Annotated in this window: 26 protein-coding genes; 13 read left to right on the top strand and 13 right to left on the bottom strand. The window is 61.9% G+C overall.

The features are described from left to right. Positions 1-148: 148 nt before the first annotated feature. Genes B4383_RS24615 through B4383_RS24605 form a run of 3 tightly spaced genes read right to left on the bottom strand, consistent with a single transcriptional unit; the run spans position 149 to position 3,136 of the window. Positions 149-964 (bottom strand): AAA family ATPase, encoded by an 816-nt coding sequence (locus B4383_RS24615; RefSeq protein ID WP_078294674.1) that lies wholly within the window; start codon positions 962-964, stop codon positions 149-151. Next, positions 961-2,439 carry a DDE-type integrase/transposase/recombinase gene (locus B4383_RS24610; protein ID WP_286150787.1) on the bottom strand — a complete coding sequence of 493 codons (1,479 nt, stop codon included), beginning with the start codon at positions 2,437-2,439 and terminating at the stop codon, positions 961-963. Before B4383_RS24610 ends, B4383_RS24615 begins: the two co-directional genes overlap by 4 nt. Before the next feature lie 40 nt (positions 2,440-2,479). Continuing rightward, entirely contained in the window at positions 2,480-3,136 is a 657-nt protein-coding gene (locus tag B4383_RS24605; protein ID WP_078294676.1) for a hypothetical protein, read from the bottom strand. A 2-nt stretch (positions 3,137-3,138) separates the two neighbouring features. Between B4383_RS24605 and B4383_RS24600 the strand changes: the two genes are divergently transcribed. From B4383_RS24600 to B4383_RS24585, 4 genes are all read left to right on the top strand, one after another. Then, on the top strand, positions 3,139-3,849 hold the full coding sequence (locus tag B4383_RS24600; RefSeq protein ID WP_286154569.1) for an ATP-binding protein: 711 nt from the start codon (positions 3,139-3,141) through the stop codon (positions 3,847-3,849). Between the two features lie 186 nt (positions 3,850-4,035). Next, entirely contained in the window at positions 4,036-4,677 is a 642-nt protein-coding gene (locus tag B4383_RS24595; protein ID WP_052544339.1) for a ParA family protein, read from the top strand. A 62-nt stretch (positions 4,678-4,739) separates the two neighbouring features. After that, on the top strand, positions 4,740-5,060 hold the full coding sequence (locus B4383_RS27315) for a hypothetical protein (RefSeq protein ID WP_064628409.1): 321 nt from the start codon (positions 4,740-4,742) through the stop codon (positions 5,058-5,060). Between the two features lie 189 nt (positions 5,061-5,249). Further along, positions 5,250-6,011, top strand: a complete 762-nt coding sequence (locus B4383_RS24585; RefSeq protein ID WP_052544341.1) for a hypothetical protein — start codon at positions 5,250-5,252, stop codon at positions 6,009-6,011. A gap of 353 nt (positions 6,012-6,364) precedes the next feature. Here B4383_RS24585 and B4383_RS24580 read toward each other — a convergent pair whose 3' ends face one another. The 3 genes from B4383_RS24580 to B4383_RS24570 all read right to left on the bottom strand — a co-directional run bounded on the left by B4383_RS24580 (position 6,365) and on the right by B4383_RS24570 (position 8,710). After that, positions 6,365-7,525, bottom strand: a complete 1,161-nt coding sequence (locus B4383_RS24580) for a repa (RefSeq protein WP_109548413.1) — start codon at positions 7,523-7,525, stop codon at positions 6,365-6,367. A 432-nt stretch (positions 7,526-7,957) separates the two neighbouring features. Continuing rightward, positions 7,958-8,347, bottom strand: coding sequence for a hypothetical protein (locus B4383_RS24575; RefSeq protein ID WP_064628407.1), 390 nt, complete (start codon positions 8,345-8,347; stop codon positions 7,958-7,960). A 93-nt stretch (positions 8,348-8,440) separates the two neighbouring features. Continuing rightward, the gene (locus tag B4383_RS24570) at positions 8,441-8,710 is read right to left on the bottom strand and encodes a hypothetical protein (protein ID WP_064628406.1); all 270 of its coding nucleotides are present in this window, start codon (positions 8,708-8,710) and stop codon (positions 8,441-8,443) included. 229 nt (positions 8,711-8,939) lie between these two features. Between B4383_RS24570 and B4383_RS24565 the strand changes: the two genes are divergently transcribed. The 3 genes from B4383_RS24565 to B4383_RS24555 all read left to right on the top strand — a co-directional run bounded on the left by B4383_RS24565 (position 8,940) and on the right by B4383_RS24555 (position 10,607). Then, positions 8,940-9,419 (top strand): helix-turn-helix transcriptional regulator, encoded by a 480-nt coding sequence (locus B4383_RS24565; protein ID WP_232783770.1) that lies wholly within the window; start codon positions 8,940-8,942, stop codon positions 9,417-9,419. Positions 9,420-9,643: 224 nt separating this feature from the next. Continuing rightward, a complete protein-coding gene (locus tag B4383_RS24560; protein WP_064628405.1) occupies positions 9,644-10,066 on the top strand; it encodes a hypothetical protein in 423 nt (140 codons plus the stop codon). Continuing rightward, complete coding sequence (locus B4383_RS24555; RefSeq protein ID WP_064628404.1) at positions 10,047-10,607, top strand: ImmA/IrrE family metallo-endopeptidase; 561 nt, start codon at positions 10,047-10,049, stop codon at positions 10,605-10,607. The genes B4383_RS24560 and B4383_RS24555 overlap by 20 nt, the downstream gene beginning before the upstream one ends. 15 nt (positions 10,608-10,622) lie before the next feature. Here the strand turns inward: B4383_RS24555 and B4383_RS24550 are convergent, their stop codons facing one another. After that, positions 10,623-11,381: a class I SAM-dependent methyltransferase gene (locus B4383_RS24550; RefSeq protein WP_064628403.1), complete on the bottom strand. Its 759-nt coding sequence runs from the start codon at positions 11,379-11,381 to the stop codon at positions 10,623-10,625. Further along, positions 11,359-12,405, bottom strand: a complete 1,047-nt coding sequence (locus tag B4383_RS24545; protein WP_064628402.1) for a hypothetical protein — start codon at positions 12,403-12,405, stop codon at positions 11,359-11,361. The genes B4383_RS24550 and B4383_RS24545 overlap by 23 nt, the downstream gene beginning before the upstream one ends. 341 nt (positions 12,406-12,746) lie before the next feature. Here B4383_RS24545 and B4383_RS24540 point away from each other — a divergent pair, with 341 nt between their 5' ends. Then, positions 12,747-14,822, top strand: coding sequence for a hypothetical protein (locus B4383_RS24540; RefSeq protein WP_064628401.1), 2,076 nt, complete (start codon positions 12,747-12,749; stop codon positions 14,820-14,822). An 11-nt stretch (positions 14,823-14,833) separates the two neighbouring features. Then, positions 14,834-15,040 carry a hypothetical protein gene (locus B4383_RS24535; RefSeq protein WP_064628400.1) on the top strand — a complete coding sequence of 69 codons (207 nt, stop codon included), beginning with the start codon at positions 14,834-14,836 and terminating at the stop codon, positions 15,038-15,040. Here B4383_RS24535 and B4383_RS24530 read toward each other — a convergent pair. Beyond that, entirely contained in the window at positions 15,037-17,583 is a 2,547-nt protein-coding gene (locus tag B4383_RS24530) for a hypothetical protein (RefSeq protein WP_064628399.1), read from the bottom strand. The two genes, B4383_RS24535 and B4383_RS24530, sit on opposite strands and share 4 nt — an antisense overlap. A 322-nt stretch (positions 17,584-17,905) precedes the next feature. Between B4383_RS24530 and B4383_RS24525 the strand changes: the two genes are divergently transcribed. Continuing rightward, complete coding sequence (locus B4383_RS24525) at positions 17,906-18,637, top strand: S1 family peptidase (protein WP_232783769.1); 732 nt, start codon at positions 17,906-17,908, stop codon at positions 18,635-18,637. Positions 18,638-18,704: 67 nt separating this feature from the next. Continuing rightward, positions 18,705-19,412 carry a Fic family protein gene (locus tag B4383_RS24520; RefSeq protein ID WP_232783768.1) on the top strand — a complete coding sequence of 236 codons (708 nt, stop codon included), beginning with the start codon at positions 18,705-18,707 and terminating at the stop codon, positions 19,410-19,412. A gap of 19 nt (positions 19,413-19,431) precedes the next feature. Here B4383_RS24520 and B4383_RS24515 read toward each other — a convergent pair whose 3' ends face one another. From B4383_RS24515 to B4383_RS24500, 4 genes are all read right to left on the bottom strand, one after another. Further along, positions 19,432-19,800, bottom strand: coding sequence for a hypothetical protein (locus B4383_RS24515; protein ID WP_064628397.1), 369 nt, complete (start codon positions 19,798-19,800; stop codon positions 19,432-19,434). Continuing rightward, positions 19,797-20,369 carry a CGNR zinc finger domain-containing protein gene (locus B4383_RS24510; RefSeq protein WP_064628396.1) on the bottom strand — a complete coding sequence of 191 codons (573 nt, stop codon included), beginning with the start codon at positions 20,367-20,369 and terminating at the stop codon, positions 19,797-19,799. Before B4383_RS24510 ends, B4383_RS24515 begins: the two co-directional genes overlap by 4 nt. Further along, positions 20,366-20,608, bottom strand: coding sequence for a hypothetical protein (locus B4383_RS24505; RefSeq protein WP_064628418.1), 243 nt, complete (start codon positions 20,606-20,608; stop codon positions 20,366-20,368). The genes B4383_RS24510 and B4383_RS24505 overlap by 4 nt, the downstream gene beginning before the upstream one ends. Before the next feature lie 300 nt (positions 20,609-20,908). Beyond that, a complete protein-coding gene (locus B4383_RS24500) occupies positions 20,909-21,394 on the bottom strand; it encodes a hypothetical protein (RefSeq protein WP_074252043.1) in 486 nt (161 codons plus the stop codon). A 1,831-nt stretch (positions 21,395-23,225) separates the two neighbouring features. Between B4383_RS24500 and B4383_RS24495 the strand changes: the two genes are divergently transcribed. Beyond that, a complete protein-coding gene (locus tag B4383_RS24495; RefSeq protein WP_232785212.1) occupies positions 23,226-23,789 on the top strand; it encodes a hypothetical protein in 564 nt (187 codons plus the stop codon). A gap of 341 nt (positions 23,790-24,130) precedes the next feature. Further along, positions 24,131-24,364, top strand: a complete 234-nt coding sequence (locus tag B4383_RS24490) for a hypothetical protein (protein ID WP_064628417.1) — start codon at positions 24,131-24,133, stop codon at positions 24,362-24,364. The last annotated feature ends 1 nt before the right edge of the window (position 24,365 follow it).

The raw sequence follows: 24,365 nt of genomic DNA, 5'->3' as shown, positions 1-24,365 counted from the left end.
TGTTGACCGTCACTGAGGATGCAGACGTTGCCGTCATGGTCGGTGCGGATGGTTCTGATGTGACGAAGACCCTGTCCGCGTAGCGGGCAGGGTCTTCGTCGGTGTGATGACGGCGTCGTCGGTGTGTTGACGTCGCGTGGTCAGTGATTCAGTCGTGGCCACTTTCGGTGACGGCGATGCGGGCGGACTTCTCGTCGACGATCGCGGACTTCGCGGCGAACGCCGCGGTCAGGGCGTGCACCGCGAGGTTGTTCACCGCCCGCGGGTAGCCGCGGGCGGCGTTGTGGATCAACGTGATCGCATCACCTGAGAACAAGGGATCGGTGCGGCCGGCGATCTTGGCATGATGGGCGATGTAGTCAGCGGTGTCGGCCGGCTGCATACCGGCTATCGCGTAGCGGACCGCGATGCGTTGATCGAGTGCGGCCAGGACACCGAGACGCAGTCGCTGCCGCAAGGTGGGTTGCCCGACCAGTAGTGCGGCGAACGGCGCCCCGGAATCCATGTCGTGATTGGTGAGCATCCGGATCGCTTCCATCTGCGCGTTGTCGAGCAGGTGGGCCTCGTCGATGACCACGACCGGGGTGCGGCCGCGTTCGGCGTGTTCGGCGGCCAGGGCGTCGGCGGCTTGCGGGGCCAGGGTCGCGGTGTAGAAATTGGGGACCCGTCCCAGTGCGGTGACGATGTGATGCAGCATTCCCCGCACCCCGACCGAGGGGTTGGGCAGGTAGATGATGACGTGCCGCGCTGGGTCCAGACCGGCAGTCGCGGCGCGGATCGCGACGGTCTTGCCGGCGCCGACCTCCCCGGTGATGACCCCGATGGCGTGTTGATCCACACACCAGGTGATGCGGGCGACCGCTTCGGCGTGTCCGGGGTGGCGGTGCAGCATCGCTGGGGCAAGCCCGCGCCCGAACGGCATGCGGGTGAAACCGTAATATTGTTGCAGGCGTTGGATACTCATGCCGATGTTCCGTTCCGATGGGTGAGGTCCTTGACGTTGGTGACGTCGTCGATGCTGAGCTGCCCGGGGATCTGGCCCTGTTCGGCGGTGTCGCCGAAGAGGGCGTCGTAGCCGATTCGTCGATCGGCGCGGAGCTGCTGATGATGGGTCCGCTCGGTCAGATCCAGGTAGTCGATCCCCGTCGGCGTCGGCGTCGGTGGCTCCGGTATCTCGGGTCGGGCCTTCGGATGAACGTGGCGGGTGATGTTGTGCGGCAGAGCTTTGCCGTGACTCGTGTTCTGGTATCTGACCTCGACGGTCTCCATGTCGAACGGTGAGAACACCAACTCGACCTTGCGGCCCACCAACGCCGCGTCGACTTCGAAGGTGTTGCCATGCAATGACACCGTCGCGGTCTTGGTGACCATGCGGTACTCCGACCACAGGAACGCCTCGGTCAGATCATCGGAGGTCGGCATCGCCGCGGTTCGCCCCAGCCGAGTCCAGCCGTCGTCCCAGCGCTCGAGCGGGGATTGGCCGGTCTCGGTGTGGATCCGGCGGTGGTACTCGGTTTCGATCCACGCGGTCAACAACCCGTTGAGCGCCAGCAGCGCGGCACGGTGATCGGTGCCGGCAGCGACCATATCTTCGGCGGTGGTGTCGGTGACCTCGACGAGGAACTGCTCACGCACGGTCCGGAAGAACCGTTCGATCTTCCCGCGACCCTGGGGTCGGTGCGGGGTCGAATGTATCAAGCGGATGCCGAGCTTCGCGCAGGCCCGCAGCAGCCAGGCATCGACGTAGGCCGATCCGTTGTCGACATACACGCTGGCCGGGACTCCGCGGGCGGCCAACGCCGGCTCCAACGCCACCCCCAACCGGACGGTGTCCTCGGAGAATCCGAACCGGTAGCCGCAGATCAGCCGGGAATGATCGTCGAGGAACGCGAACAAATACGTCTTGCGGCCACCAATCCTGGGGCCGTGCAAGGCATCCCCGACCCAACGGTCATTGGGGTTCTCGGCCTCAAACCGCCCGAACACCGCCGGGGTGTCCCCAGCGGCCGGGCCGATCAACTCGCACCGGTGAAACAACCGCAGCAGCGTCGACTCCGAGGGCGCCCACCCCGCCGAGGACCGCAGAATGCGGGCCACCTGCGCGGCGGTCCGCGCCGGATTCTCCCGCTTGAGCGCCGCCGCCAACTCCAACGTCGCGGCATCGGTGCGCGGCGACATCGTTCGCATCGAGGGGATCAGCTCGGCGAACCCACCGGCCCGGTAGCGCCGTATCCACCGATCCAAAGTGTCGCGCGAATAGCTCACCCGAGCCCCGAACGGATCGGTGTGCTCCTTGGCAGCGATCTCGCGAACCAGCCGGCCACGGGCCTTCGTCGACAGATCCTTGTCCAACGCCGGGCAGATCAACTGGTAGCGGAACAACCCCACCGCGTGACTTCTCTCGCGCCGCTTCTCATCCTCGGTATTGATGACACCCACTCCTGTCTCGGCGATGCCACCCAAACCCGTTGCCGGGCAGTCATCCCCGCGACAATGACCCATCGGCGGCCGCAACGTCAGGGCCAAGTGGTGTTGGGCGAGCTGGCTTCGGCGCCGGCGGCCATCCCGGTGACAGGAGCCGAGCGCCGCTGCACGCGGCAGCGACCCGGGCCGAGGTCACCGCGCCGATGACCGACTCACCTCCGAAACGTGCCGTGATCGCCTCCCGCGCCGCGCCGACCGCGGCCAGCACGTCCCCGCACCCCGACCCCGACGCCCTCGGTATCGACACGTCGACCCCCGCGGTGACCGCGACCGAGATGAACCAGTGCCGCACCACCTGCACTCGGCCGGTGAGCACCCGCAGCCATCCGCGGACCGTGCCCGCTGGAATCCCCAACCGCGCCCCGATCACCCGATGCCCGGCACCGGCCGCCTTGGCCACCACCGCCGCCCAGATCAGCTCCGCGACATAAGCCCTGCGCAGCAGCAACGTCACCGGCAACAACACATGGGTCACCGCGCACCCGCGGCACCGAGACCGCCGCGGCCGCACCGGCTCGACCGACCCGACGACACGGCGAACGCGAGCGAAACCCCACCGGACCAACACCCCATCCGGGCACGACGGACACGACACCTCCCCAGCAGCCAGCTGGGACTCGACGCGCTCAGGATCGACCTCTACGGTGACCATCAGTGCCTTTCGCACTACGCACGGTGCCCCCGAGATCTCTGCCAGGAAATTCAGCGGGGGCGCCGTGCACCCATCAGTTCCTCGACACACTGACGGTGCAGACCACCAAGATCAAACCCACCCCCACACCGACCACCACATCGGCAGGATCAACGACGGCACAACACCCCATGGTCGTCATCCCGAGAGACGGTCAACACGATGCCGCCTGCGGTGCATCGCTGTTGTCCAACGTGTTCACCGAATGCATACAGTTGGGGCCAGCGCTGGTGATCATCGAGGACGTCGACCTGATTGTGGGCCGTCGCGGTGGCATCGGAAGCCGCCCGATGGCCCTGTCGGAGTTCCTGGCCGCCCTCGACAGCCACCCCGACGCACCTCTGCTGGTTATGGCAACCACAAATGATGTCACCACCCTGGATTCCGCGGCAATCAGGGCCGCCCGATTCGACTCGATCATCGAAGTGCCCTATCCATCGGCCACTGTTGCCCGACAGATATTCAGATCGCTCCTACACAGCGTCCCTGGGTCTGCGGACATTGACATAGACGCCGTAGCAGCATCCCTACCACCGCAGACCAGCGGAGCCGACATCCGCGAAATCGTGCGCCGCGCAGTGCTGCACCCCTACCCCTTATCAACCGCTGCCTTGCAAACGCAGATCTCCAGCGGCAGGTACCGCCCGACGATGCCCACCGGGACGTACCTATAAACCTACGGACTGGAGGAGGTAGGGGGCTGGCGCGCCAGCCCCCTACCTGCCGCTCGCCAATTGATCGAGCTAGACCCAGATTGAGTAGATGCGGATATACGTATATCAGTAGTTGCGCATTTTGCCTCATATGGCTCTATGCTGAGTTACTGAATAGCTCATATCCGTATATACGGAGAGGATGCAATGGTGGGTTCTTCTGGCTTGACAATCGTGGTGGCAAATCTCAAAGGCGGCTCGACGAAGACAACGACTGCGGCGTTCATGCTGCACGCTCTGGCTGAGGCGGGTTTGTCGGTACTGGGTGTTGATGCAGATGGCGAAAATGAGTCGCTGCTGTCGTGGTCGGAGGCCGGCGGTTGGAGCGTTCCTGTTATCGGTCTGCCGGTGACGGATTTGCATCGGAAACTGCCAGGCATCGCAGGTGATCGGTACGACGCCGTAGTGATCGACACTCCCCCGATGAAGGAGCGGCGCGGCGTGGTTGGTTCAGCGATTCGACTGGCGACACATGTTGTGGTGCCCATGGCCCCCACAGGGATGGAGTACGCGCGACTACCAGCGATCCGCGAGTTGGTTGAAGATTCGACTGCGCTGGTTGATGACACGCCGCCGGCTTTGTGCGTGGTGTTCACGCGAACGGTGTCCAATGCCGCGTCGACGACGGCTTATCGCGAGTTGGTAGCCGGTGATGGCGTGCGGGTTCTGGGCCCGACTGTGGCGAGACTAGAGCGGTTCGCTCAGGCTTACGGATCGCCCATAGTCGATGCCGCGGATACGGCATACGGGGAAATTGTGGCTGAGCTATTGGCTCCGGACGCGGAGTAATCCGTACTAACTGATCTCCGTATATGCGTATATACTGTGTGATAAAATAGGAGGTCAGACTGATGAGCACGGCGGCGGACAAGATTAAGGCGAACGCGGAACGGATTCGGAAGGCGCCGAAGCCTGCGGCTCCGGCCACTGCGGCTGTTGATGAGACTCCTTCTGCGCCGGCAGCGGTAGTGCGGCAGAAGAATGTGCGGCGCACTGTTGATCTCACTCCGACTCAGCACCGAGCTTTGGACGTGTGGCAAGGCGATACTGCGGAGCGACTGGGCTTGGCCAGGGTGACCGGCCAGGAGGTGTTTTCCGCCCTCGTCGACCGGCTGCTCGCAGACAAAGCGCTGGCCGAGGCAATTACGCAGGCGCTTTCAGAACGTACGTAGATACGTACACGCGTAGATACTGATATACGGATAATCGCTGCGAGCTGGCAATTCCGCAGGTTTCCGCAGCCCTGCGGAATTGTGCTAATCTGTTCTCACGATGCAATCAGCTTCGTCTGGTTGTTTGTGAAGAAGCCTCTCGGGCAGGTCCCGAGGGGCTTCTCTGTTTCTGTGGCACAGTGACCAACCATGACTGTGCCTGGCGTGGTTCTCAAGCACCTTCATCGTGCGCGGCTGAGCCATTACCGCGGCGCGGGTGGTTCTGACGCTGACGCGCTGGCGCTCTACGAGTGGAACATCGAACTGACGTCGGCACTTCAGGAGCTGCTAGGTATCGCCGAAGTGGCGGTGAGGCATGCGATCGATATCGAGCTGCGGGCATGGTCGGTGACTCACTGCGGCGCTGAGGAATGGATCGATCATGTCGCGGCTCTTCCTTATCTGTCTGTAGCCGAGGTGTTCTCGACTACGCGCCACCGGCTGTACGGGGCGGCGGACCTTTCACAGAAGGAACGTATGCACGGACATCCACGACGAGGTGATGCACCGAATCACGATGATCTAGTCGCGCACATTATGTTCGGGACCTGGGCACGGATGCTGCCGGAGAAATTCGACGCCCGCTGGGTCGACGGCCGGGGGAACCCAGTTCAGGATCTCGGCAATTTGCAAGCACGCCGCGATCTATGGCGTCAGTGTCTACATCGCGGGTTTCCCAACGCAGCGAACGACCCGAGAGGCTATGGCACCGGGAACAAGGTTCGTGACCTGCGAAAACTCCGTAACAAGGTTTCGCATATGGATTCCCTGCTCTACATCGATGTCACTCACCTACATGATCGGGTGCTTCTGCCGCTGCTGAACTCCATCAGCCATGACCTGCGGGACTGGGCGCAAAACCGCAGCAGCGTACGCGCAATACTGGCAGAGCGCCCCCAATCAAATCCGTAAATCCGTATTTGCGTACATCCGTATACGTGTGTGTCTAATTCCGCGCCGCCTTCGTACCTACTTAGGCCGTTGGCGACTTCATGACCTTGGCGCCACTGAGCACATCTGACACTGTCGCTCTATTGCAGTAAATACTGATATGCGTACACACTGACTTTACGAGTAAGACAGGTGGAGCGGACGCCGCACGGCCGCCCGCCTTACCCTGACCCTGGTTGTGTCGAATGGGGCTGCTGGCACGTCAGCTATGGCGTGAGCCGCAGGCCTCGTCGTCCGGCGAGTAATCCTGCGGCTCACTTCCACACCCACCGCGATGGGCTGGCTCTGACGACCGAACCTACAACCGCTGGGCGTCACGGGCGACCCATTTGTCGCCAACCGGTACGCAGCGCGGCCCGATGCTCAGCGGTGGCTGGCCTCGCGGCTGAGGCCGCGGCGCGGCGGGCCTCGATATGCGCCGCTTCAGCCGCACGTTGCTCGGCGGCCTGCGCTTGGGCGTGCGCTGCGGGCCGATTGGCCAGATCGCCTTGCCATTTGAAGATCGCACCGAGCAGGCCATGCGGACGATAAGGCTCAGGCGGTAGGTAGTTGCCGCCAACGCTGGCCCATTCACGGATCATGGTGTTGATGTCCTCGGGGGTCCAGCCCGCCGCAGCAGGAGCCGCTAGGAGCTTCGCCCAACCTCGGGGAGTGAAACGGCCTGCCCACGCGGGTGTTTGGCCGGTAGCAAGCCACCTGACAGCCAATAACCGGCCTTTCTCGTCAACTGGCCAAAATCTCGATCGTTTAGCCTTTCGTGTTTCCGTAGAGTGGCGCGTAGCGCCGCCTTTGTTGGGCGGGCCGTGGCCCGCACGCTCCTGTGGAGCGTTTTCGGTAGGTGATAAAGAACTAAAAGAAACAGAATCACCAGAAATAGACCCCCTACGGGGATGGGGCGACAGAATCGGCGAAACCGGGTCCCACAAGCCGTTTTCATCGCGGGAGTTATCCACAACCGGGATCGGCGGGTGCAGCGCCCACACCGAGGCCCAGCCGCGCGAGCGGTCCCCCATCCGCCAGGACGCCAACCGCTCAGCCTTGGTCCGCTGGCGTCCACGCATGACCTCGGTAGCGCATCCGAGGGCTTTGAGGATGCGGCTTGCCCGCTGCACGATGCGCGGGTGCTCGCCGCTGACGCCGGCCAGTGTTTCGTTGGTCGGCCGGCAGTGCCGCCCGGTGCGTCCTTCGGCAAAGAACGCACGAGCGTCGGCTACCCGCACGAGGCGATCGACGGTGATGCGGTCCCACTGCCCGATCGCGCCGGATGCGCAAATTTCCTTGTAGCGCAACGCATATGCGGCCGGGACTGAGATGCGTGCCCAGTGTTGGGCGCCGTTCCACAGCGGTACACCGGCGTGGGCGTCCCTGCCGCACGCCAGCGCCAGGCGGGCGATGTAGGTCGGGAATGTGAGCCCGACGACGGCAAGGGCCGGCAGGTCTAGCTGTAGCTGGCCGTCGGGATCTGCGCCCCGCAAATGCGAGCGGCCCGCGATGGCAGCAACGCCAGAGCCCGGACGCGTGGTACGCCGTTTCTGGGCTTTTTCCTTGTGGACATATGCCGTACCTCGGCGTGGGCGTTCCTTGGAAGACCCACGTAGGCGCGGCTTTGGCCGGCGTTGACCCCGAATCGTTACCGACACGTCAAGCTGCCGAGACGCGTCAGCTATTGCTGCCTGTATCAGATTCGGGGTACTCTCAAACCCGTACGTTGAAGGTGCCTTTCATGAACCGAGAGCCCTGGGTCCCTGTCAAGAACTGGAATCTCGTGAATGGTCCGGAACGTCCGTGAACGAAGCGGCAACTTCATTCACAAAAACCCTCTTAGCTAATCGGCTAGGGGGGTTTCTTTTTCGTGCCAGTTCCGGCTCTGAAACATGATCTGCGGCAACAGAAGCCGCCGCCTGTTATCAGGCTCCGAGCGGCAACACCTCCCGCGGTTGAGGTAATGCCGTGCCCCGCACATGCGAGGTGCAGACAGCGGCCACGTACGGTCCTAGCCGTAGCCCGCAGGCGTCGGCCCGCTGCACAATTGCTTCGTAGACGGCCACAGCTACTCGAGGTGCCAAGATCGTGTTGTCGGGTTCGTCAGGGGTAACGGGCGGTGTCATCTCGAACATTTGCGGCTTTAAATGCACCGCAAGTTCAGGCATGTTGACATGGATAGCCATTAGATCGGCCACATACGGCGACAAGTCAAGGCTGTAGTAACTCGCGAACGAGAGCAGCTTCGCCTTGACCTCGGGGTCAATGATTTCTGACTTGATCTGCTTGCGCGGACCTTTGTGTGGGCGAGCCATGCCGCAAGTATTCGGCACGTAACGGTTACGGCGGCAGAGCGACACGCCCGGAGATTGTGGTGAAACGGCGCTTTCTGATCGGTGCGGCAGCGCTCAATGACCACTCTGGGGGTCCTCAATGACGCAGTCGGCCTTGGCTAATGCCTCCCGAAAGAAGCCCGCGAGCCGACGCCCCGACATATGCCGCACAAACTCGGTGACCTCTACAAAAGGCACACCGCCAAAGGCAGTCACATTCACCGGTCCGGCACTCACGGTCGGGGCCAGCCTCGGACCGGACGCAGTGACTGAGTCCGACTTAGGTCCGGCAGCCTGCAGGTCCGAGTCGTCTTCTGGATCCACCAGCTCCATTGTGTTGTTCATGAGCTCCCCTGACCGTGAAACCGCGCCAACAAAAACCCTTGGTCGCGCACGTACGCGCTCGCCGCGATCCCGCAGTTTCACCGGCCCCCTCTACCGGTGAACCCGCAAGGACACAGGCTCGCGCCGAGCGCGTACGTCCACGACCAAAGACCTCACGCAACGTAGAATAGTACGAAATAAAACCTTTGTCTATGATCTTCGTATTTATGTCCAGAGGGGGGCGTATCCCATGGTTGATAGCCATGAGCAAGCGGCGGGACCGGTCGTGAGTCGACGAGTTCTTCGAGGCTTCACACCTGCCCGCTTCACGGCTGTGCGTAAGCCCCAAATGACCGTCTCGGATCTTGCACGGATCACCGGGGTTGCAGGGACAACCATCTATGGGTGGGAATCCGGCCATGCGAGCCCGCAAGTAGACAAACTCGCAGCGGCGATGAAGGTACTTGGCCACCCCATCGAGGAGGTCGTCCTCATCCCACCTGGTCAGCGCTTTCCCAGCGATTGGCGAGTGCTGGCCGGATTCACGCAACCACAACTGGCTGCAGCCGCCAGCATGCCCACAACCACTCTGCAGAAAATCGAACGCGGAGAGTCGCTTGTGAGCGACGAAAGAGCCTCGATTCTGGGCAAAATTCTTGATATCACTGGTGACGAATACCGAGCTGCGTGGCAACGCGTCCGCGAACGCCCGCCTGGAACACCCGCCTGAGCGTCGCACCAGGGCCGAATCTTGAGGTTTCACCGACCCCCTCCTTCGGTGAAACCCCAAGAAAACGGCATTTAGCTGCATCCTTCTAGCGCCACGACAAACCAGACCCGCCCGCAGTTGAGGCGATCTTTCGGGTAGAATTCTGTCGTCGTATGGCGACGCTAGCATCTAAATTGTCGTATTTCTACGACAATAGGGATGTGTTCTAGGTCACAGGAGCGGATATGCTGAGTTTCGCCGAAAAACTCACACAGCTGATCGAAAGCGTTGGCAAATCAGATATGTCCGATGCCAAGCTGGCCGCAGAGATCACCGAGGCCGCCGGGGTGAAGTTCACCCGGCAGTACATTTGGGAGCTGCGCACCGGCAAGGTCGTCGACCCGAAGTTGGGGGTCATCACTGCGCTGGCTACCTATTTCGAGGTGAAGCCGAGTTATTTCACCGACTCCAGCAACGACTCGAAAAACTCCGAGCGCCTGAAACTTCTTGCCGCGATGCGCAACAGCGGCGTGGAGGGTCTGAGCTTGCGGGCCACCGGGCTCAGCGATGCCACCATTGCGCGGGTGGCCACGATCCTGGACAGCGCCCGCGAGCTCGAGGGCTTGGATCCCATCTCGGAGCCTTCTGATGAGCGCCCGGGACAGTAACCCGAAGGCATTCTCGGGTGTCAGTGCGGCCGACAGGCGGGCAGCAAGGGCGCTTTACAAGCAGCTCAAGGAACGTGGCGCAATTCCGCATCCCTGGTCGTTGCCGGCGTTTGTGGCGTCCTGCGAGCACATCAGTGGCCGCGCTATCCAGCTGCTGCCCCAACCACTGGAGTTCTGGCAGACCTCCGGGCCCGGGGACTGTATGACCGGAATGCTGCTAACCCTGCCGAACCAGTATCTGCTGCTGTATCGCGAGAGCGACGCACCGCGCTATCAGGAACATCAGATCGCGCACGAACTGGCTCACTTACTGTTTGAGCACGAGGGTGCCGGCCGTATTAGCGATCGACAGATCGAAACGCTTTTCGGTGACATCTTCACCGATACCGATGCTGTGCGTAAAGCCCTGACACACAACAGGATCGGACTGTCTAATGAGCAGGAACGTCAAGCCGAGGCGTTCGCGGACTTGCTGCTGGCCGATACAGGCCCGCACGATCCGGACGTCGAGCACACCCGCCGACTGTTCGGGCTGGGCTGAGGCGCCCAGCGCGCTTTAGGGCTTGCGGCCGGTGACCGTGATGATGATCTGCGGGATGTCCAACACTGTCGGGTCCTGCAGTGCATCGAAGAACTCGGTTTTGTCTGCTTCGGTGATGGCGCCCGCGGCCACGAGGGCATCGGCGAAAGGTGCGATCAGCGGTGCCCAGCGATCTGATTCGCCGCCACCGAGATAGGTGGTGCGGCCCTGGTGGGCCACATCGCCCAGACCCGCCCGGGCGAAAACCGACGGGGCAGAGCGCACCCACTGCAGATCCATACCTCCGCTTTGCGCATAGTTCACGTACGCGCCGAACACCCGCGCAACGATGGGATGCGGGGAGCTGTCGGTCGGCAGTTGGTAGGCATCGGTCACCACCAGATAGCCGCCCGGGCGCAGCCAGGTGGCGAACTTGCGCACGAGCTCATCACGGTTGGCCAGGTGACTGAGCACAAAACGCGCGTGGATCAGATCAAAGGACTCGGCTGGATAGTCCAGGATCGAGATATCTGATTTCACCGCCTGCAGGTAGGCCTGCGCTTGCGCCAACGGCTCCAGCGCCTCGGTGTCGAGGTCGACGGCCACCACCGTGCCGTGGGTGAACCGTTGCGTCAGCCAGAGCGCGACCGAACCTTGCCCGGCGCCGACCTCGAGACAGTCAGCATTAGTTGGTAGATCGCATGCTGCGATGCCTTCATGGGTGAACTGGTCGGTGAAGTCCTGGATGGTTTGCAACCGGTTCTCATCGGCCTTACCGCTGGTGAAGATTCCCACGAATCCCGTTCTCCTCGTTCAGTTCACGCACATAGGTTTCGAGCTTGTCGAACAGTATCCCTCCCTCGGCGTCGGCACATTCAGCCGACTTGGCGTACTCCACAATCCCGGCCGCCGCGGCGCTGCCCGCCTGGCCGGCCGCCAGCACCTGATCGCCCATCAAGGCCAGGCTGTCCAAAATCTGAACCTCAGCTCGATACACCCCCAACCGCGGGCTGCGCACAAAGTCACGCCACAATCCTGCGTGAAGCGCCCTCCGCGATGTCTGCGAGGTGTGCTCTAAGTGTTCAAGTCGCCGCAGCAGCCGCAGCCTTCGTCGCATCGCTAACGCCGAATTGACCCAGCTGCCTGCACTGGTGACTACACCGATGAACAGGCCAAGCGTGTGAAACCACACGTGAAACAGCAGCACAATCGGTAGCGCGGAGAGGACCCACGGCGGCCGTAGCACCAGGAAGCTGAGGATCCCGATCCAGAACAGCAGACTGGAAGCGAACCCGATCAAGAAGCACACCATGGTTGCGGTCAGCGCCGGCATTCCCGCGGCCGCCCGGATGCTGCGCACGCACAGCAGCACCGCGCAGGCCATCGCACTGATCCACGCCCCGCACAGCAGCCACCAATACGGGTCCCACCAGGGCAGATCCAAAGCGGTGGCACACCCGATCGAGCCCTGACTGACCGTCTGTCCGATCACCGCCACCACCACCAGGCCCGCGGCGGTGAGCCCGTAGACGACTTTCACCGCCCGGGGCCACAGTTCACGAGCGACCAGCGCCGCCACCACCCCAGAAGTCAAAATCCCCCACAGATTCATGCCGATGTTGCAGGGGCGGGCGCTACCGAACAGCTCAGCTAAGAACTCTGCGATAGGGCGATAATACAAAGTGACCGACAGTCCGAGCGCAACCACACTGAAATACATGTTGCGGAATTCCTTCTGCCGCAATACTTCCGGCAGCCGCAACAATAAAACAACCCAGAATGCGACAACCCCAAGACCGGTCAAGTTTTCGACCATCACCGGCCCGACTCTATGCCTGCCCGGCATCTGATCGCCGACAGGCCCCAGTGTTTCCTGGAAGGTCGACCACGTCGCTGCTTAGTTGACGGGGCCCTACGCCATCGGTGTCCTTAAAGACCGCAGGGCGTACCGGTGGCATATTTGTTTGCTGAATTCGATTGCGCGTTTCGTTTCTATGAATCGAAAAACGAAACGCCACTGGTTCATCGATTTAATCGACGTACTGCTCTAAGCTGTTATAGACAGTTGCCAACTTGTGAGGCACTGCCAGATCGGATTACCAGTAATGCACTGGGGGGAATAGGTTAATGAGTGATCGGCCGATACATTCGGCGCCGAAAATGGGTGATCTGCAAGCCCATTCAGCCGCGAAGAGCGGCGCCCAGGGTGCGGCTAAGACGGTCCCCCCGGTACCGCTTCCCATCGACGGCAAATCGCTGTTCGTCAATGGTGCGCGTGCATCGGTGGATCCGGTAGCCGCATTCATCGGTGCGGCAGCACTTAACCGAGTCGTCAAACAGCCCGCGCTCAACAAGGTGCTCACCGACGCCTCCAAGCCGGTGACGCTGGCGGCGCGTGAAAGTATGAATGAGCTCTTCAAAAAGAGCGCCCAATCCAGCCTCGCACGCGGAGTGACCGCTGCCAGTGCCGAAGCGGCCAAACGCGGCGCCATTCTTGGATCACGTTTCGCTGCAACCGCGCTGCTGCGTTCGGGCACGATGAGCATCCCCGCACTAGGCTTAGCGATCAACGCTGGTCTGTGGCTATTCGATACCGGGGAACGTAAGGCGTTCAACAACTTTGTCTCCACGGCGCTAGGTGGTCACGCAGCACCGGCCTTGAATGCGCCACCGTCACCTCCGCGCACCCAATTCCTCCCGATCACAGAGGACGGAAACCGCGATGCGGTCATTGAGCGTATGGATCAAGGCATGGTGCGTTCCAACCAAGCCGCGTTCGGATACGCCCCCGCCAAGGTGTGGCCAGCCAACCCGGAGATCATCACGACAAGCAACTTCACGCCCGTGATCGATCGGTTCAACGCGTTGAACAAAAAACTCGACGCCCTCAACGAATCGATCACCGCGACCTTCAACATAGGGCAGGGCGACAAATACGTTGCAAGCCTGTGGGCCAAGACCAAGCCCGGTATCGAAGCGCTCGAGGAACTGAAGTCCACCATCCTCCCGGCGGTGAGCGCACAGATCTCCCAGGGCGCTGTAGCCGGTAACAACGCCTATCAGGCTTTCCGGAAGGTCAACGCCGACAACCGGATCGAAATCAACAACTCGACCTCGGGCCTGATTCCGTTCCGCGCCAATTACGTCAATGAGTCCAAGATGTCGGACTCCACCCAGGAGATGAAGTCCGCCGCCGACGCAATGGGCCGCGCCGCCCAGGGCGTGGCGTCAGCTGCCGATGGCTTCACTGTGCCGCTCAACGGCGTCGGGTTGCCTTCGGCGAACACCACCGGTCCCGCCGCGCGGCGCCCCGAGCCCGCGCCAACGCCGGCACCGGTGCCGCCCGCACCACCCACCCCGGTGATCAAGCCCGATCCGCTCAAGGATGCGTTGGGGGCCTTGCGGGGCATGGGCATGATGCCCATGCCTTCGTTGCCGACGCTTCCGGGTCTAGGTTCCGGTGGAGCCCCGCAGATTCCGGGGCTCGGTAACGGCATGGGCGGTCCTAAGCCCATCGACAAGGACTTGCTCGACAGGCTCAAGGACAAAGAGAAGGACAAGGACAAGCCCAAGGCGGACGAGAAAGAAAAGCCGAAGGTTGATCCGGTCACCGGTGCCCCGATCAATAACACGACCCCCCCGGGTAAGCCTGTACCGGCAGGGAACCCGACCGCGCCGGTGGGGACTCCAGCGGCGAACACGACGCAGATCAAGGGCAAGACGTTCACGTTCGATAATCCGAGGCTGCGCGATTTTGCGCACAACATGACGGGTACCGACGGCAGCGCCCATAAGACGGTTCGCCAGGCCGCCGCTGAGGCGGGGTTCAAGCTGCCCCCTCCAGGGGAGGACATTGGCCGCAAGATCGACAACCCAGCCCAGTTCAAACCCGGCATGGCAATCATGGGCCCGGGCAACCAGAATGCGGTCTATCTGGGTGAGCAGGGCGGCCAAGCCTGGGCCTACTCGGAAACCCAGGGCCTGACCACCCTGGACAAGCTGCCCAAGGCCGACGGACCACACCAGGGCTTCTTCGCGCTCAACGACGGCGGGACACCTGCGTCCCCGCAGACACAGCAAGCCTCCGTACAGGCACCAGCACCCGCCCCGGCTGATCAGCCGCCTACCCCGCCGACAGGTTCACCGTCGGCAGCTGACACCAATACCGGTATCGACCAGAGCCGCAGCACCGCTCCCGCAGGCCTGAACCCAGCCAACCTGCCTTCAGGCAACTAGAAAGGTAAAATATGATCGATAACAGCGAACCGTTCACCAGCGGCCAAGCCGAGATGCTTGATATAGCAGCAAAATTCGGCGCCAACCACCCCACAGGCCTGGACCCTAGGATCGACGCCGCCCTGGCAGCACGCACTGAGACAAGCAGAAGACACCTCGAAGAGATAGCCCACTCACTGGGTGCGGCGGCTGAGGCCATCCGTGAATACAAGGGTTAGGCTGGCTGCAGGTGGGTGGGATGATCGATACCCACAAGCTGATCCACCACGTACGCCGCTTCCTCGATCTGACCGGCCGCCAGCGCCTTCATACCTTCCAGGATCAGGTAGTTCACGAACACGAACGGATACTCGCCGTCGCGGCCGCGCCGCTGGTCCCACCTCAACGCCCACAACCTGGCGCGTGCCGATTCCATGCCGGCGTCGGTGTCAGCGCCCCACTGGACGGCGAACGCCTCCAGCCAGCCCGGAACCTTCCCCAAAGCCTCATCAGAGAAGCCGGGGGAGTGCAGCTGCGTACGCAACATAGTTGCCGCCGAAACCCTGCCCTGCTCAAGCAGTTTGGTGCGCTCAGCGTCAGTCTGCACCGCCTCAATGACCGTACCCGCCTTAGCCGGCGACAAAATCCCGTCCCGGGTGTCGTTCGACACCAGATACGTCAACTCACCGCAATTACGATGACTGCGCGCGTAGGTGGCCAGTTTCAGGCCGGCGCGCCAGTTCCCGCCCCAGTCGCTGGCGAATCCCGGGTTCAGTTTCTGGTGCTGCAGCAGTTCAATTCCTGCTGGTGCCGGTACGCCGATCGGCAGGTGCGAGAGCCCGTCGGAGGTTGCGACCACATACTTCAGGCGTGGGTTGGGGTCCTCGAGCAGGAATACACCGACCGCGATCCCGGTACCGGCCCACCCGTGGGAGGCGAACGATTTCATGAGCCCGGCCAGCTGCATATCGGCTACGGCGTGCTCAGCGGGCAGCCCGGCGATCCGGTCCCTCGGCACACCACCGGTGTCCTCAAGATCGGCGGATTTACCGCTGTTGGCTGCGGCGCTACGCAACACCGCAGCGGCTGCGGGAGTCATCGCGAGCATCGGGGCGCCGCCGGCGGCAAGTAGCGGCGCAGACGGAGCGGTCGGTGCTGCGGCGGCACCCATACCGCCACCCATGCCTGCACCCATCGGTGGCGCGATCGGCATACCTGGCCCCAAACCACCAGGACTGTATGCGCTCAGGGAGCCCTGCGCTGACGGCGGCTGAACTGCGGCCGCGGGGTTACGTGGATCCGGCGTGAATGGACTGTTGTTCGAACTGGTGTGAGTGGCCGGGCTATCGCCGCCGCCGGGATGATGCCCGGCACCAGTGAGCGTCGTTGCTGATCCTGCGGGCCCATTAGCCGGCGGCAGCGGGTTGTCATCGCTGGACAGCTCGGTGACCGGCGCTGAAACACCCGACGGGGCAGCCGAAATGGTCGGCACCGCAGGCGACGGCTTGGCGCTGGCGGGGTTGTTCAACGCCGGATTGGTGTTCTCCGCGCTGTAAACATCCGTGCCCTTGGGGCCGGAGCCCAACGTGTGAGTCCCAGTCTGCGTCTTACCGTCAGTCTTTTCCCCAGGCTTATGCTCGGTGCCCAAGGGGTTCTTCTCGTCGTTGGGGCCGCCCTCACCAACAGGGGCGGTCGGGGCACTGCTGGCCGGATCCTTCTGTGCCTCAAGAAGCTTGTCCAAGGTCCCCGCCGGCAACTGGCTGCCATTGTTCCCAGCCACCTTGCCGATCGTGTCACCGATCGTCTTAGCCACATCCCCGCCCGGGGTCTGCGACGGCATCTGCGGCGGCTGCATCTGCGGCATCCCACCTTGGGGCATACCGGCACCCATCGGCATACCAGACATACCCATCGGAGACCCCTGCCCTTGCCCAGCTCCCGTCGGCGCAGCAGGCAGAGCACCGGCCTCAGCACCCGCAGTAGCAGCCGGAGCCGCAGGAGTTGACGGGGCCGCAGGAGTTGACGGGGCCGCGCCCGCACTAGGCGCCGCAGTCGCAGCAGGCGTCGACGACCCAGCACCAGCCGGCGTTGAACCAGTCGGCGCAGTCGGCGCCGTACCTGAAGGCACGCCCGGGTTAGTGAGACCGGGGTTCGTATTCGCGGGACTGTTCGGATCACCCAACGGCGGCGGCTTAACCGGAACACCGGTCGGCGGCGTGGTGCCCACCTTCGCATCGTCTATTGGCGGCCGGACAGGAATTTTGGGGGTGCCGCCCGGCGGTGCGGTCAAACCGTGAGACTTGCAACCCGCCTTCACGGCATCGATCGCCGTCTCCAGCTGCTGTTTCGCGGTGGTGACCAGCGCCTGGGCCTTCTGCATATCGGCATCCTTAACGCCCTGCCCGCCGATCATTATCTTCAGTGCGTCATGCGCAGGAACATGCTCAGCGACTGCGGATTTCATCGCCGACTTCGCTGCCATGATGGCCGCCTGACCCATCAGCAGGAAACCGGCCAGGTTGGCGTGTGCGGTAGCGTTTTCGGCGCACTCACCGAGGTCAATGCCCATCTTCTGCTCGATGGCCTCGGCGGCCTTACCGTCCATCTCCTGGGAGGCGTACTGCCGAACTCCATGCGACGACTTGGCCGCATCGTCCGCCCAGATCCGTGCGTCCTGAAACTGGCCATCGGCGGCCTGCTTGAACAAATCCTCGTCATAAGCAGGCCACGCACCCTGAAGCACCTCATCGGCGCACTTATCAGTCGGCTTTTCAATCGTCACAGGAAGACCCCCAAAAATACGCGGTACCGAACTAGCAACTCTCTGACTGAGTTTAGATCAGCATCTCCAAGATTTCGATAACCTTGGTGCGTTTCGTTTTTCAAATCAGAAAACGAAACGCACCACTATCAACAGCAAATACTCTGATAAACCACCCGGCGTGAGCCGGAATCCAAAACTGTTGCAGCGGAGATGAAACAGAGGAGGCCTCGTAGTGCCGTGCCCGCGTGTATGCACCGGAATGGGCATAGTGACGCGACATGATTTGCCGTAGCATCAACTGGAAATGGTGTCTACCAGGGCACTTATAGGAAGGGGGGCCGTGAAGCACGCTATCGCCATTGCGGGCGCGGCCGCCACGCTCGTCCTCGTCACTGCGCCTTCAGCCAATGCCGGCAATGAAATCCCTGTCGCCTGGGCTATCGCCCCCGGAGTCGGTCTTGCCGCTTACGACGCTACGGGGCATCCAGTCGAGGCCTGCACCGTGGGCTTTCTCGCCCACGACATCACCGGTCAGCAGTTCATGCTGTCCGCCGGTCACTGCAACGGAGGCGGTGAAGTCGACATCCACTATTCCGGAACCGGCGGCTACGAGAACATCGGCACCTTCGTAACTTCTATCGACGAAGGATCGACGGGCGATGCCGCTGACATCGGCCTCATCAAGCTCAACGGTTCCGTTCCTTCCGATCCTCGGATCATCGGAATCCGACCTATCACCGGCATCACCAGCCAAGTCGCAGTCGGAGATACGTTGTGCCACTTCGGCTATGTCTCGGCACTGGACAAAATCGCACCCGAATGCGGCAACGTCACCCAGGTGACCCCCACCAAGGCGGCCTTCAACGCTCAAGCCGTCGGAGGAGACTCCGGTGGGCCTGTTTACAAGCGCAATGCCGATGGAACCGCTACCGCCGTCGGAATCGCTATCCGCGGCAGCGCACACAACACCGTTACCGAGTTGGCTGAGCCGTGGATCCGTAAGTGGGGCCTCACTCTCGACACCGCGCATAGCGGGCCCGGTGTCGTCACAGCTAGCGGCTATCCCCGCTGAACGAGCGGTGCCGTTGTTATCGGATTCGGACCAGGATTCACCTGCCGCGATGAACTCGGCTTCGAGATTGAGTTCTTCACGTGGGGTGCTCGTTGTCGCTGACCTTGCGGACGTTGTGTACTCCTGCGGCAAGGTTTTCAACGGGTTGTCGGTGGGGCGTTTCGATACCGAGAGTTTTCTGTGTTCGGGACGTGCTGACAAGGCTGTGTCTCGTGCGGACCTCGCGTTGCTGGAAGACCTGCGCGATAGCGCGCAGTTTGTGATTGATCACGCCGGTCACGAGATCGACGCGGAGTTTGTTCGGGCCGTGAACGCCACGATCATTCGTAGTGGTGCTCTGCACCCGGGTCAGCTGCGAACACAGGAGCAGGCGATTGGTGTGACGACACCGTTTGGCCGGCACACCCCGGCTGCTCTCACCGCATCTGGACTGCAAGCGTTGCTTGACGACGCGCCACGCAGTGGCGACGTTCGGGAAAATGCCCTGGATCTGTTCGTGGATCTTGCGCAGGCGCAGGTTTTCGAGGATGGAAACAAACGCACCGCGGCGCTGGTGGCCAATAGCGTGCTGATCGGGGCCGGTGCCGGAGTCCTGCTCACGATCCCTGTCGATGACAACGATCCCGGCCTTTCCGAAACGTTCAACGTCCTGCTGGCCAGGGCGTACATCTTTGGCGAGGGTGACGGTGTGAAGGCGATGCTGCGTAGCCGAGGGTTCACCAGGATCCCCCACCACAAATACGGAAATAAGGAAATACGGAAGTCTTTCGGATAGGGCGGGGTCTCTGATCCCGCTAGTCGTGGTCGGTGACACGGTCGGCTCCAGCCGCTCTCAGTAGAACGTCGCGTGCCGGGGACAGCAGGTGTTCGGCGCTGCGGAAATCCAGCGCGGCATCGGCTAGTTGGCTCCGGGCAGCGGGATGGCCGTGGCTGGCCAGGATTTGGGTGGCCAGCCTCAGAGTTTCGGCGTACGCCATGAGTTGGACGGTGTAGCGGGCGGTGGCCATGGGGGTGGGCCCGCCGGGGCTTTGCACATGTGAGGACATCATGGAAGCCCAGTCATCGAGGGTGCGCCGGTCGAAGTTGAACAAGGCGTCCACCACCCACTTTTTCCAGCGCGGCAGTCGGGTGTACGCAATCGCCTTAGCCGGATCAGCGGTCATGCGGCGGGCTCCTTCGTGTCAGAGTTCGAGTTGGCGGCGCTCTCGGCCAGTGAGGCCGCGGTTTTTGCTTTTTTCCTTCTGCGATAAGCGCTTTGGCGGCAAGCGGGAGAGCAGTAGCGACGGCGGCGGCCGGGGGTTGTGTTGAACTGCAGGTATGCGATTTCGCACGGGCACCCACGGCATCGGCGAGAGTCTTGAACGACAGTCTTCTCCCCATGGGTCGGGCAGTTCACTGTCTCGAATTTGATGCCGAACACCGCATTGGCCTGTACATATCGGCTGAGGTCAATGTCCAGAAACTCCACCAGCACCTGGGCTCGGGAGGGGTGGCGCATACGGCTCATACCCTTGCTGTACACGTGGCGCACGGTTTCTGCGGGCAGCCCGGATTGCGCTGCGATCTCGCTGTAGGGGACTCCGCGTGCGACCTCAACGATCACCCGCAGCTCGAAAGGTTCAATCGTTTCCAAGACACTGGGGAAAACCTCGGCGAGGTCAGCAGAGTAGAGCCGATCGATAAGCCGATCTTGGGCTTGTGCTCCCATCACGGGCCGGCGGCGGCTCTTCACGACTGCTCTCCCGGAGACCGGTCGTCACGTCCCTGGCCTCGTTTTCCCCTGAACCGCATACCGGTCATCCAATTCACGATAGCGGTGCAGAGCTGGGAGAACGGTTCGATGATTCGCGGCACATCAGGCGGTAACGCCCGCAGTAACGCAACACAAAACACGGTGGTGATCGCCAACACGATCACCACCACGACTACTGCCAACGTCACCGTGGCGGGCAGATTCAACAACTCGGACAATGAACCACTCCTCACTGGATTTTTGGGGGGCTGCGCACACGCAAACGGGCCCCCAGAGCAGCAGCTCTGAAGGCCCGTTCATGAATATGCAGGTATGAAAAAAGCCCCACCCGGATCGACCCGGGAAGGGCTTCAATATGGCTCAGGATATAACTATCCCCTGAAATGACTATAGCACGCTTGTTTTTGACCGCTATCGCGATAGCGCCATGTCTCGCACGAAGCCGTATTTTCGCAGCTAGCGCAGTGGAAGTTTTAGTCGCAGGCGCGAACAGCTAAAACGTAACGCGGGTCCCCTGTTCAGCTTTGGGCGCGGTGTTCTTCGATTGCGGCGAGATCGGCGAGTAGTTCGTCTCGGGTGTTGTAGTCGCGGTGGGCGAAGGTGGATGCGTCCCCGATGCCGGCGTAGTCGACGGAGTAAGGCGCTCCCGAATCAGGGGCTCGGGATCCGGCGCGGATCTCATCAAGTGTGGCCGGTTCTGGATTAGCAACACCGATATTGGTGGGCATTGCGTCTTGATCTAATCCGACGTATTCAGGCTGCGAGGGTAGCCAGGTATAGCTGTCGGCACTATCGTCTTGGTATTCGAGCACCCAGCCGCGGGCGGTGAGGATGTCGTGCAGCTGCGGATCGAATGGGACATCCTCGTGCACCGGCTCCTCTGCGCCCCATCCTGCGGGAACCACGGCCAGGGTGTCCTGCTCGCGGCGGGCCCGCCGCGCCTTACGGCGCGCTACTTTGGCCGCCACGCGGTGCGGCGATCGCTTCTTCTTACTATCTGCCATCAGTCACTAAACAACCCACGTGATGACTTCAGGGCTAACTTCTCGACGATGCATACCCCATTCTCGCATCCATCTGTGACACATGCCGAGACATGTATCGCCACACGCCCATTGGCCTTATCAGGAACCGAATCGATGCCACATCGATCCAGCAATATCAGGCAGCCACGTTCCCGGCACGCAAAACACACCCGCTCGAAAAGAGCTCAGCACAGTGCATCGACTCTCTTCCTGATTCGCTGCAAATATCTTCTCAAGTTGCTAAAACAACTCGGTGGCTGTCTCGAATGTGAGGTCGGGGGCTTCCTTAGAGGAAGCCTCTGACCTGTCCCCCAGCCCACCGGATTAAGACCAGAATGAACGTCAGCACCACTGCCGAACCACGAGTATCTCCATCTTTGCCAAATCCACACAACCAGGGTGCCAGGGCGCACGAAGCAGCCGCTGTGCGCGGGGTCAAGCTTTCGACGAGTTCGCCGAGCTGCCACCAAAACCAAACGCCGACCGGACTCTAGATCCAAAGAATTTCAGCTACCAACAGGCCTCAACTATCGCTCAAAGACAGCCACGCTTCAATGCCCGCGCAACAGTGGTTTCTCGCGCCGCCAAGACTGAAAAGCTCCACTTGTCGAATCAAGGAAAGCCCAGGGATCCGGTACCCCCGCTATGGCGCACTACAGCCTCCGTGTGTTAGCCAACGAGATTCTCTGCCAGGCATTTTCGTCGTGAAAGATCCCGTAGGGCTCCCTGATTATGGCCGAGACAACACTTGGCATGGCCCCCTGCGATCGCCTACACATGTCCCGTACCCCGTCCCCCACCTCTCCCCCAATTTTCAGAAGAGGTCACCCCTTCTCGGATTTCAAACAATCAAACATGCAGGTACTGATTCTTTTTTTCAAAATCAGGGGGCCATTTCCGCTCGAGAGGGGCCTCAGAAGTGGCCCCAGGCCTGGCCCGAGAAGGCCCCGCGATAAGACCCTTAACAGCTGTTGAGGGCCTGGCGTGATCGACCCCGTAACGCCACACATAGTGGATGCGCATGCAACATCGGCTCGCGTCGCTGATGAGACCTGCGATGCCCGGCAGTGTTCTCCGCCGGGCACAAGTCGTGGCTGTCATGATGAAAACGCGCCGCCACCGGGTGATCCGGGGCCGAACAGATCCTTGCCGACCTCAACGGCAAAGTGCACTGCGCACTTCCGGGGGCAATGCACTTTTGCAGACTTCGCGCCAGGCACTGACGCGGCCAAGGGCAGCTACAGGAAATTCCAGCCGATACGGCGGCATCGAAAGACCTGCAGAGGGAAGCGTCCCGTACTGATCAATAGTTGCCCGGTGACGCTATTTTGACGAGAACTTCGCGGGCGAGAAGTCGCCGGTGCGCGGCTGGGTTTCGGCACCAGTGCCCGGGGGCTTTCTAGGTCAGGCACTGGGATATCCGAGTACGGTGCGGGAACTATTTCCCGGAGCCCTGCATCGAATTGCTGATCTAGGCCGGGCGACATCGTCTGCAGCAGGATCCAGAACACTCGGTGGACATGTTTTCACCGCTAACGTCTGCGCTGCCACAGTCAGGGGCCTAGACGGACACCCGAACCCGGGCCGCAGTGCTGTGATGTATGGACCCTAAGTTGAAGGCGCTCAGGGCTCACGTGCGCCACCATCGAGCAACCAAGTGATCCGGGGCGGCTTTCAGGCCGCGTGCCCGGTGGCAAGGCGATCTGACCCCTGCACCTGGCCACCGCCGCCCCCTGAGGTTGGCAAGCGGGCGCTGGAACCGCCGCAGGCGTCGCAAGACGATGTCGGCGAGCTCGCGTACCGTGACCTCATGAGTGAGGACGGGAACACCGTGTACACCGACGCGATAGTCGAATTCACAGACGGCGCCCTGGCGAAATTCACTACCGCCGAGATTTTGCCGAACAGAACACTGCGCGTCACCTACACCGACACCCTGTACGTCGATGCTGGCTACGACGGCGACAACGAGCATAAAGAGGTAACCGTCACCGATACCGCGACCTACAACAAGGGCGTGTGGCGATCAGTGAACCCGCCCAAACGCGGGGTCTTGATGGTGGGGATTTGGGGGAAGAATCACGACGGGCAGGACTACCACACACGACATCACGTCGAAGCAGACGTCACCGCCGACGAGGCGCGTGAACACGCCAAGAAATGGCTGAGCAACTATCTGACGCCACAGGAAGTAGAGCGGAAAAAGCACCTATTCAGCACCTACATCGAACTCGATGATCGCCTAAAAAGGACCGTGCGTTTCTTCATGCACTGGCCACACGGCACCAGCGAGGACATCGACATCGCGCTGGAAACACGCGCCCAGATCAATGCCCCCCACTGGCGAACCGGCCCGGACAGCACACCCGAGTAAGACAACATTTTTCTGCATGCCCAAGGACGCACTCGTACCGAGCACTCACCCAGCAATACGGTCCAGAATGGTTCCGCCTCAGCTCAGCGCTCTTCGATCAACGAACCTACCTCCAAATAGCCGACGCCTGGGAGCGCCTACCTGCCCGTTTCCGAGATGCCGCTCCGGGCGACGGCAAGATCAGAGGACGACTCCTCGCAAGCTGCAGTTGAGTCGCGCAGTGTGTGACCGAGATTCTCCACGAGATGCGAGACGAGCAGTGAGCTAGGAAAAGCAGGCTGTGGCACTCTTGTCGCGCCGCGGGCAAGGGTTTGCACCCCTGCATGGTTCCCTCCCCGCTCATGTCAGAAATCCCTCAAGAGCGCGACCCCCGGTGGCCCAAGCCCAAGATGAGCACCACCGCCATCATCGTCATGATCATCATGACGATCACCACCGCCGTGATGGTCACCGAGTTCTTCCTGTTGGCCGCCTACATCGTCTACAAAACCGGCGCCACCACAGGTATCGCCGACATCGGCCGCGCCGTCGCACAGATCATCGCGGCCATCACCAACAACCCACCACCGCCCTAGC

It is taken from the genome of Mycobacterium sp. D16R24 (assembly GCF_002013385.1).
In the GTDB taxonomy this organism is placed as follows: Bacteria; Actinomycetota; Actinomycetes; order Mycobacteriales; family Mycobacteriaceae; genus Mycobacterium.
Note: the sequence above shows the minus strand (reverse complement) of the source record. Positions and strands in the feature narration are given on the sequence as shown.